Source organism: Streptomyces sp. NPDC056486 (assembly GCF_042795295.1).
Classification (GTDB): Bacteria; Actinomycetota; Actinomycetes; order Streptomycetales; family Streptomycetaceae; genus Streptomyces.
In genome coordinates this window covers 104,878-118,066 of the sequence record NZ_JBHTSF010000003.1, presented here as the reverse complement: position 1 = coordinate 118,066, position 13,189 = coordinate 104,878, and the positions used below count along the sequence as shown (strand labels likewise).

Sequence of the window (13,189 nt, the reverse complement as noted above, 5' to 3'; positions counted from 1 at the left end):
TGGCCCGAGGAGGCCGGGCACCCCGTTCAGTGCGGTGGCGGCATCGGGTCCAGGGCGTTGCCGACGGTGCAGCCGCCCTCTCCGGGCATTCGCTGGATCCGGGGCGGCGTCCACACCTCGGTGGCGCCTGGGGCCACGCGGGCAAGAAGGCAGTTCTGCGCGTCGAAGCCGTTGCCCTTCACCGACAGGAGAACGCCGACCCGGCCGCCGTCCGCCTTCACTTCGGTACGGATCGCCGGATGCAGATCCAGGGCGGCGAGCCTGCGGCGCACCTCTGCCTCATCCACCCGGCCGCCCTCCGGCACCCGGGGAAGTTTCGCGCGGAGCTCCTCGTACGGCAGCCGGGGCGGCTCGGGTGGCGGGGAGAAGGTCAGCGGAGGGCCGTCCGGGCAGTCCACGTCGCGGGGTTCCGCGCGCCACTGCGACTTGGGTGACACCCGCACCGCGAAACAGCGCTGCACGGTGACCTCGTCGGCGTCGACCCATTTGTTGTACGCCGAGCCGGACGTGCGGACGATCACGTCGATGCCGTCCCCGTCGTGTGTGGAGGTACCCGTCACCTGCAGTACCTCCACCCCGTCGATGCCGGAGGCGGAGCGCCCGACCTCCTCCGCCGTGCGCTGACGCTGGCCGTAGAGCCGCTCGCCCGCCTTTTCGGCCACCTCCCGTGCAGCATCCGTCGCCCCGTCCTCGGAGGACTGCACCACCGCGCAGCCGACGGTGAACAGCAACAGCGATGTGAGCAGCAGCAGTCGGCGCATGTGTCCACCCTTCCGGCGCCGCGCGCGGCGGGCACCCGCTCGCGTACTCGGACCGGCACAGGGGATCGTACTCAGCCGGCGGCCATGAGAAGTGAACTCCCTTGATGTGGGGGGTGGTTGCGTGGTGTTGCGGTGGTGTGGCTGTTGGGCGGAGTGCGTCTCCGCCGGGCTCCGCCGGACATCGACCGACGGGGCCGCCCGAGGCCACCGGTGACGGCGCTGCTCCTGCTCAGTCCAGGTCGGACATGTCGAGGACGAAGCGGTAGCGGACGTCGTTGCGCCGGAGTCGGTCGAGTGCCTCGTTCACGCGGGCCGAGGGGAGCAGCTCGATGTCGGCGGTGATGTCGTGCTCGGCGCAGAAGGCCAGCATGGCGGCGGTCGCGGGCCTGCCGCCGCTCCCCGCGGAGCTCAGCCTCTTCCGCCCGATGAGCAGGTCGGTGGTCTCCAGGGTGATGGGGCCGAGGTGCCCGAGGTGGCTAAGCGTCCCGTCCATCGCGACCAGGTGCAGATAGGGGCCGATGTCGTGCGGGACGGCGATGGTGTCGATGACGACGTCGAACCGGTCGCGGGCGGCAGCCATCTGCTCCGGGTCGGTGGAGACGAGCAGGTCGTGGGCGCCCAGACGGCGTGCGTCGTCGGCCTTGTCCGGCGACCGGCTGATGACCGAGGTGTCGGCGCCGAGCGCCACGGCGATCTTGACGGCGAGGTGCCCCAGACCGCCAAGGCCTGCCACGGCGACACGGGTGCCCGGGCCCACGCCGAGGGCGTGCAGCGGTTCCCAGACGGTGATCCCGGCGCAGAGCAGGGGAGCGGCGGCGGCCGGGTCCAGACCGGGGGGAAGGGGGTAGGCGAACCGCGATCGGACGACGTACTCGCGGGAGTAGCCGCCCTGGGTGGTCGACCCGTCGTGGCGGTCGACGCCGCCATAGGTCAGCGTCGGGAACGCGTGGCAGAAGTTTTCCTGACCGGCCCGGCACATGGCGCACGTTCCGCACGAATCGACGATGTTGCCCACCGCCACCGCGTCGCCGACGGAGAAGCCGGCCACCTCGGACCCCGTCTCGGTCACCACGCCCGTGAACTCGTGCCCAGGCACGAGGGGCTGGCCTTCGTCGTGGGCCTGGACGGCGTGCAGATCCGTGTGGCAGACGCCGCAGAAGTCCACACGGACCGCCACGTCGTCGGGGCGCAGGTCGCGCCGCTTCAGCGGCGTCCGCCGCAGCGTCGCCGACGGGCCGTCGGCCTGCCAGCTCACAGTGGTCCTCATGGCGTTCTCCTCAGACAGACTGTTCGGTCTATTTGAAGCGTAGGGGGCTGCGGCCCGCCAGGCAAACCAACTGTTCTGTTTGGTAGCCTGACGGACATGGCCGACCAGCCCCTGACCGCACGCGGCGCCGCGACCTATCAGCGCATCCTCGATGTGGCGACCCAGGAATTCGCCGAGCACGGGATCGCCGGAGCGCGCGTCGAGCGGATCGTCGCCGCCGCGCGCACCAACAAGGCGCAGCTCTACTCCTATTTCGGGAACAAGGAAGGGCTCTTCGACGCCATCTTCTTCGGTTCGCTGGAGCGGATCGTGAACGTCGTCCCGATCGACGCCACGGACCTCGCGGACTGGGCGGTCCGTCTCTACGACGAGTACCTCCGCCGCCCCGACCTCATCCGCCTCGCCACCTGGGCGCGCCTGGAGCGACGCCCGACGGGCCACCTGGTCGACGACCCCGACCGCCTCGACGACCGCAAGCTGCACGCCATCGCCGAGGCGCAGGCCGCGGGCCTGGTGCGCCAGGGGGACCCGTTCGACGTGATGGCCATGGTCATCGCCATGTCCATGGCATGGTCACCGGTCAGCAATGTCTACGCCGCGACCGCACAAGAGCCCGCGGAGCTGCACGAGCAGCGTCGCGCCCTGCTCCACGAGAGCGTCCGGCGCGTTGTGGCGAGCGACTAGGCGAGTACCAGGTGTGCTGAGTCCCTCGGTGCCGAGTCCTACCGCCTCGCTCACACCAAGGCCCTGGATGTGTGCAGGGCGCGGGGTGTCGTATCGTGGCCGAGTTCCTGCGCCGGAGGCTTCGGCGGCAGTGTGCAGACTTCTTGTTCCTTCTGCGGCAATCTCGAGGTGACTTCGCATCCCCCAGGCCCTGTAGCCGTCCGCATTCCCCCACGTTCTGAGTCGTCGAACGTGCCCGGGGGCGGACGTCGCACTGGCCTGAGTTGCGTCACCCACCCCCGCACTTCCCTGTCATTTCCCGGGTGCAGCTCTGCCGACTGCCCCGGGTTTCGTGTTTTCCGGCCCCGGCGCGGCTGACGGCGAGCTCCCCGATTCCTGAACCAGGAGTCCCACCGTGGCTTCCCCCGCGCTCGACAACGAGCCGAAGCACACCGCCGAATCCCCGGCGCCCGCCGCCTCCGGCACGTCGGCAAAGATGACCCGGGCTTCCAGGATCGCCCTCCTGGTTGTCCTGGTCGCCGAGCTCATGGACGTCCTCGACCAGTCGGTCGTCCTCACCGCCATCCCCACCCTCCAGGAGTCACTCGGTGCCGGACCGGCCGCAGTGCAGTGGCTGACCGCCGGCTACGCGCTGACCCTTGCCCTCGGCCTGATCACCGGCGGCAGGCTCGGCGACACCTACGGGCGGCGCAAGGTCTTCCTCATCGGCACCGCCGTCTTCACCCTCGCCTCGCTGCTGTGCGGCATCGCGACCGGACCGGGCATGCTGATCGCCGCCCGCGTCCTCCAGGGCGGCGGAGCCGCCGTGATGATCCCGCAGGTCTTGGCGACCCTCCACGTCACCTTCGAGGGCAAGCACCGCAGCAGGGCCTTCGGCCTGTACGGGGCCGTCCTGTCGATCGGCTCCGTACTGGGCCCGGTCCTGGGCGGTGTACTCACCGAGGCCGACCTGTTCGGCCTCGGCTGGCGGCCGATCTTCCTGATCAACGTGCCCGTCGGCCTCGCCGTGATCGTTCTCGGCCGGAGATTCATCACCGAGTCGACTGCTCAGAAGGCCGACCGCCTCGACGTCACCGGCATGCTGCTGTCCGCGTCGGCCGTGGTGCTGATCGTGTTCCCGCTCACCGAGGGCCACGCCCATCGCTGGCCGCTGTGGTGCTGCGCCATGCTCGCCGCCGGCCTCCTGGTGCTCGCCGTCTTCCTGCGCCATCAGCAGCGCAGGAAGGACGACTCCCCGCTCGTGGTGCTGTCCCTCCTCAAGGGCAAGGCGTTCTCCGGCGGCCTGTCCGCGCAGCTGATGCTTGGCCTGCTGTCCGGCATGTTCTTCATGACCTGGACGCTCTACCTCCAGCGCGGCCTGGGCATGAGCCCGCTCCAGGCGGCCGTGGCCTTCGTGCTGATCGCTCTGGGGGAGACGGCCGGAGCGTTGATCGCAATGAAGACCGCCGGGCGCTTCGGGCGCCGCGTGCCACAGGCCGGGGCCCTGTTCGCCGTCGCCTCGATGGCGGTGTACGGGTTCCAGGTCAGCAGCCGGCAGGCCGATCTGACACTCCTGGCGATGACGGTCCCCCTGCTGCTGCTCGGTGTCGGCTTCGGCACGATCGGCGGGCCGCTCGCCGACATGTCGCTCGCCAAGGTTCCGCACGAGAACGCCGGTTCGGCCTCGGGCCTGTTCAACACCTCGGTCCATCTGGGCATCGCCTTCGGCACCGCGCTGACCGCTCTGGTGTTCTTCTCCACCACCGGCGGCTCACCCGATGGCGCGGTCAACCGTGACGCGTTCACCGGCGTGCTCTGGTGGGTCGGCGGCGCCTTCGCCGTGATGTGGGCCCTGATGTTCTTCCTGCCCAAGCGCACGAACAGCCTCGCCGACTGAGCCGGCCCCGGCTCGCCGGGCACGCTCAGGGTTCCCGCACCAGATGCACTGCCGCGCTGGCCCAGTCACCCGGCGGCAGCTCGGGCCGGAAGCCGTACTCGCAGAGCACCGTCGCGGAATGCACCACGCCCGTGCGGGCGTCACGGTAGCGGGCGGAAGGGTCGAGGCCGGCCAGGCGCAGCGGCGGGCGCGCGGTGCCATGGCGCGGGGTTCGCTGCCAGACGAGGAGCAGGGCCTCGCTGCCGTCCGCCGCCGCGTACTGCACCGCGGCGGGGCCGTCGTCGACCGGGCCGCGCGGCCGGTGCATCGTCCCGTGCTGCACGAGATGGCGCACGCGCTTGTACTCGGCCACCAGGGCGCCCCCTTCGGCCAGTTCCTCGTCGGTCCAGCGGGTGAGATCGCCGCCGAGCCCGAGCACCCCGGCCATCGCGACATGGAAGCGGAAGCGCAGCGGCACCGACCTGGCCGTGAGCTGATTGGGGACGTCGGTCACCCACGCGGCCATGGTCCGGGACGGATAGACCTGGCCGTAGCCGTGCTGGATGAGGACGCGGTCCGCCGCGTCGGTGTTGTCCGACGTCCATGCCTGGTCGGTGCGGGACAGCATGCCCAGGTCGACCCGGCCGCCACCGCCGCTGCACGCCTCGATCCGCAGACCGGGATGGTCGGCGCGCAGCCGGTCGATGACGTCGTAGAGGTGATGCACGTACGCCGTCCCCACGCGGTTGGCGCCGTCCGCGTGATCCGGCCACCCGGCCTCGCTGAGCGCGCGGTTCATGTCCCACTTGAGGAAGTCGATGCCATGGTCGCCCACCAGGCGGGTCAGCCAGTCGTACGCCCAGTCCGCGACGTCACGGCGGGCGAAGTTGAGTACCAGCTGATTGCGCAGCTCGGTGCGGTCACGGTGCGGGAAGTGCAGGACCCAGTCGGGGTGTTGGCGGTAGAGATCGCTGTCGGGGTTGACCATCTCGGGCTCCACCCACAGCCCGAAGCGCATCCCGAGCCGATGCACCTCGCGCACCAGCGGGGTGAGCCCTTTGGGGAAGCGGTCCGGGGACGGAATCCAGTCGCCGAGCCCCGCGTTCTCGCCGCGGCGCGCGCCGAACCAGCCGTCGTCCATGACGTAGAGCTCGGCGCCGAGCGTCGCCGCCCGCGCCGCCAGGTCCATCTGACCGGCCTCGTCGACGTCGAACCCGGTGGCCTCCCACGAGTTGTAGAGCACCGGTCGTGTCTCGTCGGGGTGGGGCAGCACATGGGCCAGGACGTACGCGTGCCAGGCGCGGCTCGTCGCGCCGAATCCGCCGTCCGCGTAGAGACCGGCGTGCTGTGGAGTGGTGAACTCCGCTCCGGGGTCCAGGGGTTGTGCCATGCCGTCGTAGCCCGCGCCGCCGGTGAATCCCGCACGGCCGTCGGGGGCGCGCTGCACGGTGACGCGCCAGCTGCCGCTCCAGGCCAGGGCCGCGCTCCACACCTGGCCGTGGTCCTCGGTCGCACCACCCGCGTCGAGCATGACCCAGGGGTTCGCGTGATGGCTGGTGATGCCCCTGCGGCTGGTGAACACCGTCTCGCCGAACGGCACGCGGTCGCGCTGCAGTTGGGTCTCGGCGGACCACTGGCCCGTGACATGGCTGAGCCGGTAGTCGTCCCTGGCCGGAAGCGTCCACGCGGCGGAGTCGGCGCGCAGCAGCGTCACGGGCTCCTCGCCCGTGTTGCGCAGCACGGACCAGCGTTCGATGACGTCGCTGTCGTCGTGGACGCGGTAGTGGAGGGTGATCTCCAGGGGGTAGTGGCGGTCGCGGAACTCCAGGGCCAGTTCGGTGGATCCCGGCGCCGGCTCATGGACGCGGTGGCCTGACGCCTCCCATTCGAAGGCGCGCGTGCCGTCGGCGAAGCGCACCTGGAGGGAGGGGGTTCCGTACCGTGCCCCGCCGTCGACGGGCAGTTCCTCGCCGACCGGTGGTCGCCCCTCGAAACTGCTGGGGGGCGGCGCCGGGGGAGTGGCGAGCTCCTGTGCCTGAGCCAGGGTCAGTCGTGGTCCCCACGCGAGATGGCAGGGCGCTCCTGTCTCGTCGATCCGGAGCGCGTACGACGTCTGTGGGGTGCAGAGCAGCCAGACCCCGGTCTCAGGGGCGAAGGAGATCACAGGCATGGATCCTCACGTTCAGGTAGCGCCTCGAGAACATGCGGCAGCCAACACCTCCTTCGATCAGCTGTCAACACCCCGCTGCTTGCACCTATTTGAAAGACGTAGGTCCTCTGCAGGGAACTCTTGAAAGGTGCTTGCTTCTTTCATTGACAGAGGAAAAGAACCCCCCTACGTTTCGGCCATGCGATCGACGACCCCTCGGATCGACGTGGTTCCGGCACCCACTCCTGCCGCTTCCCTGGTCTTCACCACTGTTCTGTCCCACGGCCCGCTCACGCGGATCGAGATCTCCCGGCGGACCGCGCTCTCCTCGGCGGCGGTCACCAAAGCGGTGAGGCCGTTGATGGCGGCCGGCTATCTCGTCGAGGGAGTGGACGAGGAGGCGCGCCCCTCTCTCGGGCGGCCCGCCACCCTCGTGCGGGTCGACGGTGGCCGGGCGCTTTTCATCGGCGTCAAGGTGACCGGCGACGAGATCATCGCGGTCCTGGCCGACCTGTGCTGCCGCATCCGCGTCGCCCGCCACCTCCCGGTCGCCGACCGCGACCCCGGCGCCGTGCTCGCCTCGATCTCCGGTCTCGTGCAGGAACTCCTCACGGAGGCTGAGGGGTTCGGCGTGGAGGTGCGCGGGCTCGGGATCGCCGTCTCCGGTGACGTGGACCGCGCCGCCGGGGTGGTCCGCTACTCGCCCTTCCTGGACTGGCGGGACGTGCCCCTCGCCGAACTGGCCTCCACCGTCACCGGGTTGCCCGTCACCGTCGACAACGACGTCCGCGCGCTGACCGTCGCCGAGCAGTGGTTCGGTGCCGGGGCGGGAATCTCCGACTTCGCCCTGGTGACCGTCGGCGCGGGCATCGGCTGCGGGCTCGTGGTGCACGGCAAGGTGGTCTCCGGCGCGCACGGCGTCGCCGGTGAGATCGGACATCTGCCGATCGATCCGCTGGGCCCGCCCTGCCACTGCGGCAACACCGGCTGTGTCGAGGCGATCGCCGGTGACGCCGCCATCATCCGCCGCGTCCGCGAGGTGACCGGCACCTCGGTCACCGACTCCGCCGGAGCCCTGGACCTGGCGCACCGGGGCGACCCCGGCGCGCGTGAGGCCTACGCACGGGCAGGGGAGGCGATCGGCCGCGCCATCGGTGCCGTCGTCAACCTCCTCGGGCCGCAGCGAGTGATCATCTCCGGCGAAGGGCTCGCGGCGTACGACCTGTTCGCCGAGCAGATCCGCGACGCGTTCACCGCGTCCGCCTTCGGTACCGCCGCGCAGTGCGACGTGATGACACGTCCCCTGCCCTTCGATGAGTGGGCGCGCGGGGCCGCGGCCACCGCGATCCAGTCCTTCATCGGCATAGACACGTACTAGGAGTAGTCGCGATGACGCAGCAGAGCCGCAGACCTTTCCCTTCCCGTGAGCCGAGCCGCCGCACCGTGGTCCGCGGGTCACTCGGGGTCGGCGCCGCCGCACTGGCCGCGCCGCTCCTGACCGCCTGCGGCGGCGGACCGGCCGCCGACCCGAAGACGGTGACCTTCGGATCCAACGGGGCCGACGCCACGCCCAAGAAGGCCTACGCGGCCCTGACCGGCGCCTTCACCGAGGACAGTGGCCTCAAGGTCAAGACGAACACCGTCGACCACGACACGTTCCAGAAGAGTATCTCCACCTACCTCCAGGGCACGCCGGACGACGTCTTCACCTGGTTCGCGGGCTATCGCATGCAGTACTTCGCCAAGAAGAAGCTGGCCCGTCCCATCGACGACGTGTGGGAGAAAATAGGCTCCGGATTCAGCGACGCGGCCAAGCAGCTGTCCAAGGGCGAGGACGGCAAGTACTACTTCGTCCCGCTGTACAACTACCCGTGGGCCGTCTTCTACCGCAAAAGCGTTTTCAAGGAAAAGGGATACGAAGTCCCGCGCACCTGGAGCGAGTTCACCGCGCTCGCCAAGCGGATGAAGAAGGACGGGCTCTCGCCGATCGCGTCCGGTTACGGCGGCGGCGACAGCTGGTCCATCCTCGGAGCCTTCGACTATCTGAACCTGCGTGCCAACGGCTACGACTTCCACATGGATCTGATGCGGGGCGAGGTCGCCTGGACCGACCGCCGCACCACCAAGACCCTCGACCTGTGGCGCGAGCTGAGCGGCTACTACCAGCAGGGTGCGGGCGGCCGGTCCTGGCAGGACGCCGCCCAGTCGCTGCTCGACAAGAAGTCGGGCATGGCGGTCATCGGGCTCTTCCTCGGCCAGCAGATCACCGACGAGAAACTCCGCGCCGACATCGACTTCTTCGCCTTCCCGGAGATCGACCCGTCCCACGGCCAGGAGACCGTCGAGGCCCCCACCGACGGCTTCATGCTCAGCCGCAAGCCGAAGAACCAGAAGGGCGCCACCAAGCTGCTCGAGTACCTCGGCAGCGCCGACGCCGAGAACCTCTACATGGGCGTCGACCCGAGCAACGTAGCCGTCAACTCGGGTGCGGACACCGGTAAGTACAACGCCCTGCAGAAGAAGTCCGCCGACCTCATCGCATCGGCCAAGCACATCACCCAGTTCGGCGACCGCGACAGCGACCCGGGCTTCATCTCCACCGTCGTACTGCCCGGATTCACCGAATGGCTCGGCCACCCGGACGACGGTGCGGCCCTCCTGAAGAAGATCGAGTCCCAGCGTTCGCGCTTCTTCACGGCCTGATACGGCCCGCCGCATACGGCCCGCCACGTCCTGATACGGCCTGATCAGGTCCGGGAAGGTTCACCATGTCATCCGTGCGCTCCGCGCCCCCGGCGTCCCAGGCGCCCCCGTCCAAGCGTGCCCGGCCCCGGCGGCTCGGCCCCGGTGACCGCATCTTCCTCACCGTCATCGTCGGCATCCCGCTGCTCGCCCTGCTGGTCTTCGTCTGGCTCCCGGCGCTCGCCTCCGTAGGCCTGTCCTTCACCAGCTGGGACGGCATCGCACTGTCCGACATCCGCTGGATCGGGCTCGACAACTACCAGGAGATCTTCACCAACTACCCGCCGTTCTGGCCGGCCGTCCAGCACAACGTCGTCTGGCTGCTGTTCACGGCGCTGCTTCCCACCCCGTTCGGCATCTTCCTCGCCTACCAGCTCGACCGGAAGATCCGTTTCACGCGGATCTACCAGACCGCGATCTTCCTGCCGATGGTGCTCTCGCTCGCTGTCGTCGGCTTCATCTGGGAGATCATCTACAACCCCGACAACGGACTGCTCAACGGCATCCTGAGCGGCGCGGGCTCCGGTCAGCCCATCGACTGGCTCGGCGACCCCGACCTCAACCTCTGGGCCGTGCTCGTCGCATCGGCCTGGCGGCACACCGGCTACATCATGATCCTCTACCTGGCCGGGCTGAAAGGCTTCGATCCCGCGCTGAAGGAAGCCGCCGCACTCGACGGGGCCAACGGACGCCAGACGTTCCTGCGCGTTGTCTTTCCCGCACTCAAGCCGGTCAACATCATCATCCTCGTCGTGACCGTCATGGAGTCCCTGCGGGCCTTCGACATCGTGTACGTCCTCGGCGGCGGCACCGGCAGCAAACCCGGCATGGAGCTCCTCTCGCTCCTGATCACGGACAACATCATCGGCGAGTCCAGCCACATCGGATACGGCTCCGCGCTCGCGGTCGTCCTCCTCGTCGTCTCACTGCTCGCCATCTGCGCCTTCCTCGTACAGACCTTCCGCAAGGAGGACAAGTGACCGCGACCGTCACCCCGCCGGCCGCCGGCTCACGCACCCGTCGCGCGCTGCCGTCGGGCGACGGCCCGCCGCGCCCCAAGCGGCAGACCGGCAGGCACCTCCTCCTCGGCGGGATCGCCCTCCTGTGGCTCGTCCCGCTGCTGTGGGCGGTGTACACATCCCTGCGGCCGTACGAGGACACCGCGAAGCACGGCTATCTTTCCTGGCCGCACGGCATCAGCCTGGAGAACTTCTCCAACGCCTGGAGCCAGTCCGGGATGCCGCACTTCTTCTGGAACTCCGTCCTCATCACCATCCCGGCGGTGCTGGGCACCCTGCTCTTCTCGGCCGCCGTCGCCTTCTTCGTCTCGCGCTTCGACTTCCGCTGGAACATCGCGCTGCTGATGTTCTTCACCGCGGGCAATCTGCTGCCCGCGCAGGTGCTCATCACTCCGCTGTACCGGCTCTACCTCCAGGTCGGTCTTCCCGGCTGGATGAGTGACTCGTTCCTGCTCTACGACTCCGTCTGGGGCATCATCGCGATCCACATCGCCTACCAGTGCGGTTTCTGCACCTTCGTCCTCAGCAACTACATGAAGACGATCCCCAAGGAGATCACCGAGGCGTCCTTGGTGGACGGCGCGCCCGTGTGGCGGCAGTTCTTCCAGATCGTGCTTCCGCTGTGCAGGCCCGCGTTCGCGGCGCTCGCCACCCTCGAATCGATCTGGATCTACAACGACTTCTTCTGGTCGCTCGCCCTGATCGACACCGGCGACAAGCGGCCGATCACCTCCGCCCTCGCCAACCTCCAGGGCCAGTACTTCACCAACCCCAACCTCATCGCGGCCGGTGCACTGCTGACCGCGATCCCCACGCTGCTCGTGTACTTCGCGCTCCAGCGCCAGTTCATCAGCGGATTGACCATCGGTTCCGGCAAGGGCTGACCCTTCGCCCCCGACTTCCCAGGAGGTGCGGCCCATGCGGTCGTCCCTGTACTCCTCCGTGCTCGTCCTGGCCCTCGCCGCCGGTCTGACGACGGCCGTCCCCGCCGCTGCCACCCCCGTGGCCGTGACCGGGGCGACGCCCGCCGCGGACCTGGCCCAGAAGCCCTACATGGGCTGGACCAGCTGGAGCATGCAGTCCTCGAAGTACCCCGGGCTCAACCCCGACGGCGACTACAGCTACCTGACCGAGAAGAACGTCCTCAAGCAGACCGACGCCATGGCGTCCAAGCTCAAGAAGTTCGGCTACGAGTACGTCAACATCGACGCGGGCTGGTGGCGTGACATGGCGTGGAAGCCGGAGTTCGACGCCTACGCCCGCCAGGCACCGGACGCGGGCCGCTTCCCGCGCGGGATGAAGCCGGTCGCCGACGACATTCACGCCAAGGGCCTCAAGGCGGGCATCTATCTGCCGGTGGGCCTGGAGAAGGAGGCCTACGGCGAGGGCAAGGTGCCCATCTGGAACGCGGAGGGCTGCACCACCGCCGACATCGTGTACGAGGACCTGCGCACCACCAACGGCTGGGACAGCGCCTACAAACTCGACTTCTCACGCCCCTGCGCGCAGAAGTACATCGACTCGCAGGCCCAGCTCTTCGCCGACTGGGGCTATGACTTCCTCAAGCTGGACGGCGTCGGCCCCGGATCCTCCAAGAGCGGCGACAACTACAACAACGTCGCGGACGTGGCCGCCTGGAAGAAGGCGATCGCCAGGGCCGGGCGCCCGATCCACCTCGAAATCTCCTGGTCGCTCGACATCAACCACGTGGCCGACTGGAAGAGGTACTCCAACGGCTGGCGCATCGACACGGACGTCGAGTGCTACTGCAACACCCTGGTGTCGTGGGAGAACTCCGTCGACGACCGCTGGGACGACGCACCCGGCTGGACCCGGCACGCCGGTCCCGGCGGCTGGAACGACCTCGACTCCCTGAACGTGGGCAACGGCGAGATGGACGGCCTGACCAAGGCCGAACGGCAGAGCTACGCGACCCTGTGGGCCATCGCCAAGTCGCCCCTCTACACCGGCGACGACCTCACCCGCCTCGACGACTACGGCGTATCCCTCCTGACCAACCGCGAGGTCATCGCCCTCAACCAGGGCAGCGCCCCTCCCGCGAGGCCCGTCACGGCCTCCGGCGACCGGCAGGTCTGGAGCGCGAAGAACGCCGACGGCAGCCACACCGTCGCCCTGTTCAACCTCGGTGACTCGCCCGCCGCCGTCACCGCCGACTTCTCCACTCTGGGTTTCTCGGGCCGGGGCAAGGTCCGTGACCTGTGGAACCACGAGGACCTCGGTACCTACAAGGACAAGGTGACGCAGACGCTCCCCGCGCACGGCTCACGCCTGTTCACCGTCACCCCGCGCGGCCCCGAGCAGCAGACGACGGCGTACGAGGCCGAATCCAAGGCCAACACCCTCAGCGGCAACGCGGCGGTCGGCGACTGCGCCGCGTGCTCGGGCGGAAGCAAGGTCGGCAATCTCTACCAGGGCGGAAAGCTCCGGTTCAACGACATCGTGGTGCGCAAATCCGGCCGTTACGTCATCGACGTCGCGTACGTCAGCGGCGACCCGCGCACGGTCCAGGTATCCGCCAACGGCAACGGCTCCACCGCCCTGAAGTTCCCCTCCACCGGGGACTGGGGGACCGCCGAGACGATCGGCGTGCCGGTGACCCTCAAGGCAGGCACCAACACGGTCACCTTCGACAGCGGCGAGGGGTACGCCCCGGACGTCGACCGGATCGACGTACCGAAGCGGTCCTGACGA

10 protein-coding genes are annotated in these 13,189 nt (G+C 69.1%); 7 read left to right on the top strand and 3 right to left on the bottom strand.

Translation table 11 applies throughout. The features are described from left to right. Positions 1-26 precede the first annotated feature (26 nt). Complete coding sequence (locus ACFQ7F_RS02975) at positions 27-761, bottom strand: translation initiation factor IF-2 (RefSeq protein WP_383265122.1); 735 nt, start codon at positions 759-761, stop codon at positions 27-29. Positions 762-990: 229 nt separating this feature from the next. Continuing rightward, the gene (locus ACFQ7F_RS02970) at positions 991-2,028 is read right to left on the bottom strand and encodes an NAD(P)-dependent alcohol dehydrogenase (RefSeq protein ID WP_383265119.1); all 1,038 of its coding nucleotides are present in this window, start codon (positions 2,026-2,028) and stop codon (positions 991-993) included. Between the two features lie 96 nt (positions 2,029-2,124). On the opposite strand from ACFQ7F_RS02970, the gene ACFQ7F_RS02965 reads away from it, so the two are divergent. Together ACFQ7F_RS02965 and ACFQ7F_RS02960 are read left to right on the top strand one after the other, a co-directional pair. Then, positions 2,125-2,712, top strand: coding sequence for a TetR family transcriptional regulator (locus ACFQ7F_RS02965; RefSeq protein WP_383265116.1), 588 nt, complete (start codon positions 2,125-2,127; stop codon positions 2,710-2,712). Positions 2,713-3,106: 394 nt separating this feature from the next. Beyond that, positions 3,107-4,588, top strand: coding sequence for an MFS transporter (locus ACFQ7F_RS02960; protein WP_383265113.1), 1,482 nt, complete (start codon positions 3,107-3,109; stop codon positions 4,586-4,588). Positions 4,589-4,613: 25 nt separating this feature from the next. Here ACFQ7F_RS02960 and ACFQ7F_RS02955 read toward each other — a convergent pair whose 3' ends face one another. Beyond that, entirely contained in the window at positions 4,614-6,737 is a 2,124-nt protein-coding gene (locus ACFQ7F_RS02955) for an alpha-galactosidase (RefSeq protein ID WP_383265110.1), read from the bottom strand. A 178-nt stretch (positions 6,738-6,915) separates the two neighbouring features. On the opposite strand from ACFQ7F_RS02955, the gene ACFQ7F_RS02950 reads away from it, so the two are divergent. From ACFQ7F_RS02950 to ACFQ7F_RS02930, 5 genes are all read left to right on the top strand, one after another. Continuing rightward, the gene (locus ACFQ7F_RS02950) at positions 6,916-8,094 is read left to right on the top strand and encodes an ROK family protein (RefSeq protein ID WP_383265108.1); all 1,179 of its coding nucleotides are present in this window, start codon (positions 6,916-6,918) and stop codon (positions 8,092-8,094) included. Positions 8,095-8,105: 11 nt separating this feature from the next. Further along, positions 8,106-9,419, top strand: coding sequence for an ABC transporter substrate-binding protein (locus ACFQ7F_RS02945; protein WP_383265105.1), 1,314 nt, complete (start codon positions 8,106-8,108; stop codon positions 9,417-9,419). Between the two features lie 65 nt (positions 9,420-9,484). After that, positions 9,485-10,438 (top strand): carbohydrate ABC transporter permease, encoded by a 954-nt coding sequence (locus tag ACFQ7F_RS02940; RefSeq protein WP_383265103.1) that lies wholly within the window; start codon positions 9,485-9,487, stop codon positions 10,436-10,438. Further along, complete coding sequence (locus ACFQ7F_RS02935; protein WP_383265101.1) at positions 10,435-11,361, top strand: carbohydrate ABC transporter permease; 927 nt, start codon at positions 10,435-10,437, stop codon at positions 11,359-11,361. Before ACFQ7F_RS02940 ends, ACFQ7F_RS02935 begins: the two co-directional genes overlap by 4 nt. A gap of 34 nt (positions 11,362-11,395) precedes the next feature. Then, positions 11,396-13,186, top strand: coding sequence for an alpha-galactosidase D (locus ACFQ7F_RS02930; protein ID WP_383265099.1), 1,791 nt, complete (start codon positions 11,396-11,398; stop codon positions 13,184-13,186). Positions 13,187-13,189 lie beyond the last annotated feature (3 nt).

Coding starts and splice junctions, on each gene's coding strand:
- ACFQ7F_RS02970 (WP_383265119.1), bottom strand. CDS start 2,028: ATGAGGACCACTGTGAGCTGGCAGGCCGACGGCCCGTCGGCGACGCTG.
- ACFQ7F_RS02965 (WP_383265116.1), top strand. CDS start 2,125: ATGGCCGACCAGCCCCTGACCGCACGCGGCGCCGCGACCTATCAGCGC.
- ACFQ7F_RS02940 (WP_383265103.1), top strand. CDS start 9,485: ATGTCATCCGTGCGCTCCGCGCCCCCGGCGTCCCAGGCGCCCCCGTCC.
- ACFQ7F_RS02945 (WP_383265105.1), top strand. CDS start 8,106: ATGACGCAGCAGAGCCGCAGACCTTTCCCTTCCCGTGAGCCGAGCCGC.
- ACFQ7F_RS02930 (WP_383265099.1), top strand. CDS start 11,396: ATGCGGTCGTCCCTGTACTCCTCCGTGCTCGTCCTGGCCCTCGCCGCC.
- ACFQ7F_RS02950 (WP_383265108.1), top strand. CDS start 6,916: ATGCGATCGACGACCCCTCGGATCGACGTGGTTCCGGCACCCACTCCT.
- ACFQ7F_RS02955 (WP_383265110.1), bottom strand. CDS start 6,737: ATGCCTGTGATCTCCTTCGCCCCTGAGACCGGGGTCTGGCTGCTCTGC.
- ACFQ7F_RS02975 (WP_383265122.1), bottom strand. CDS start 761: ATGCGCCGACTGCTGCTGCTCACATCGCTGTTGCTGTTCACCGTCGGC.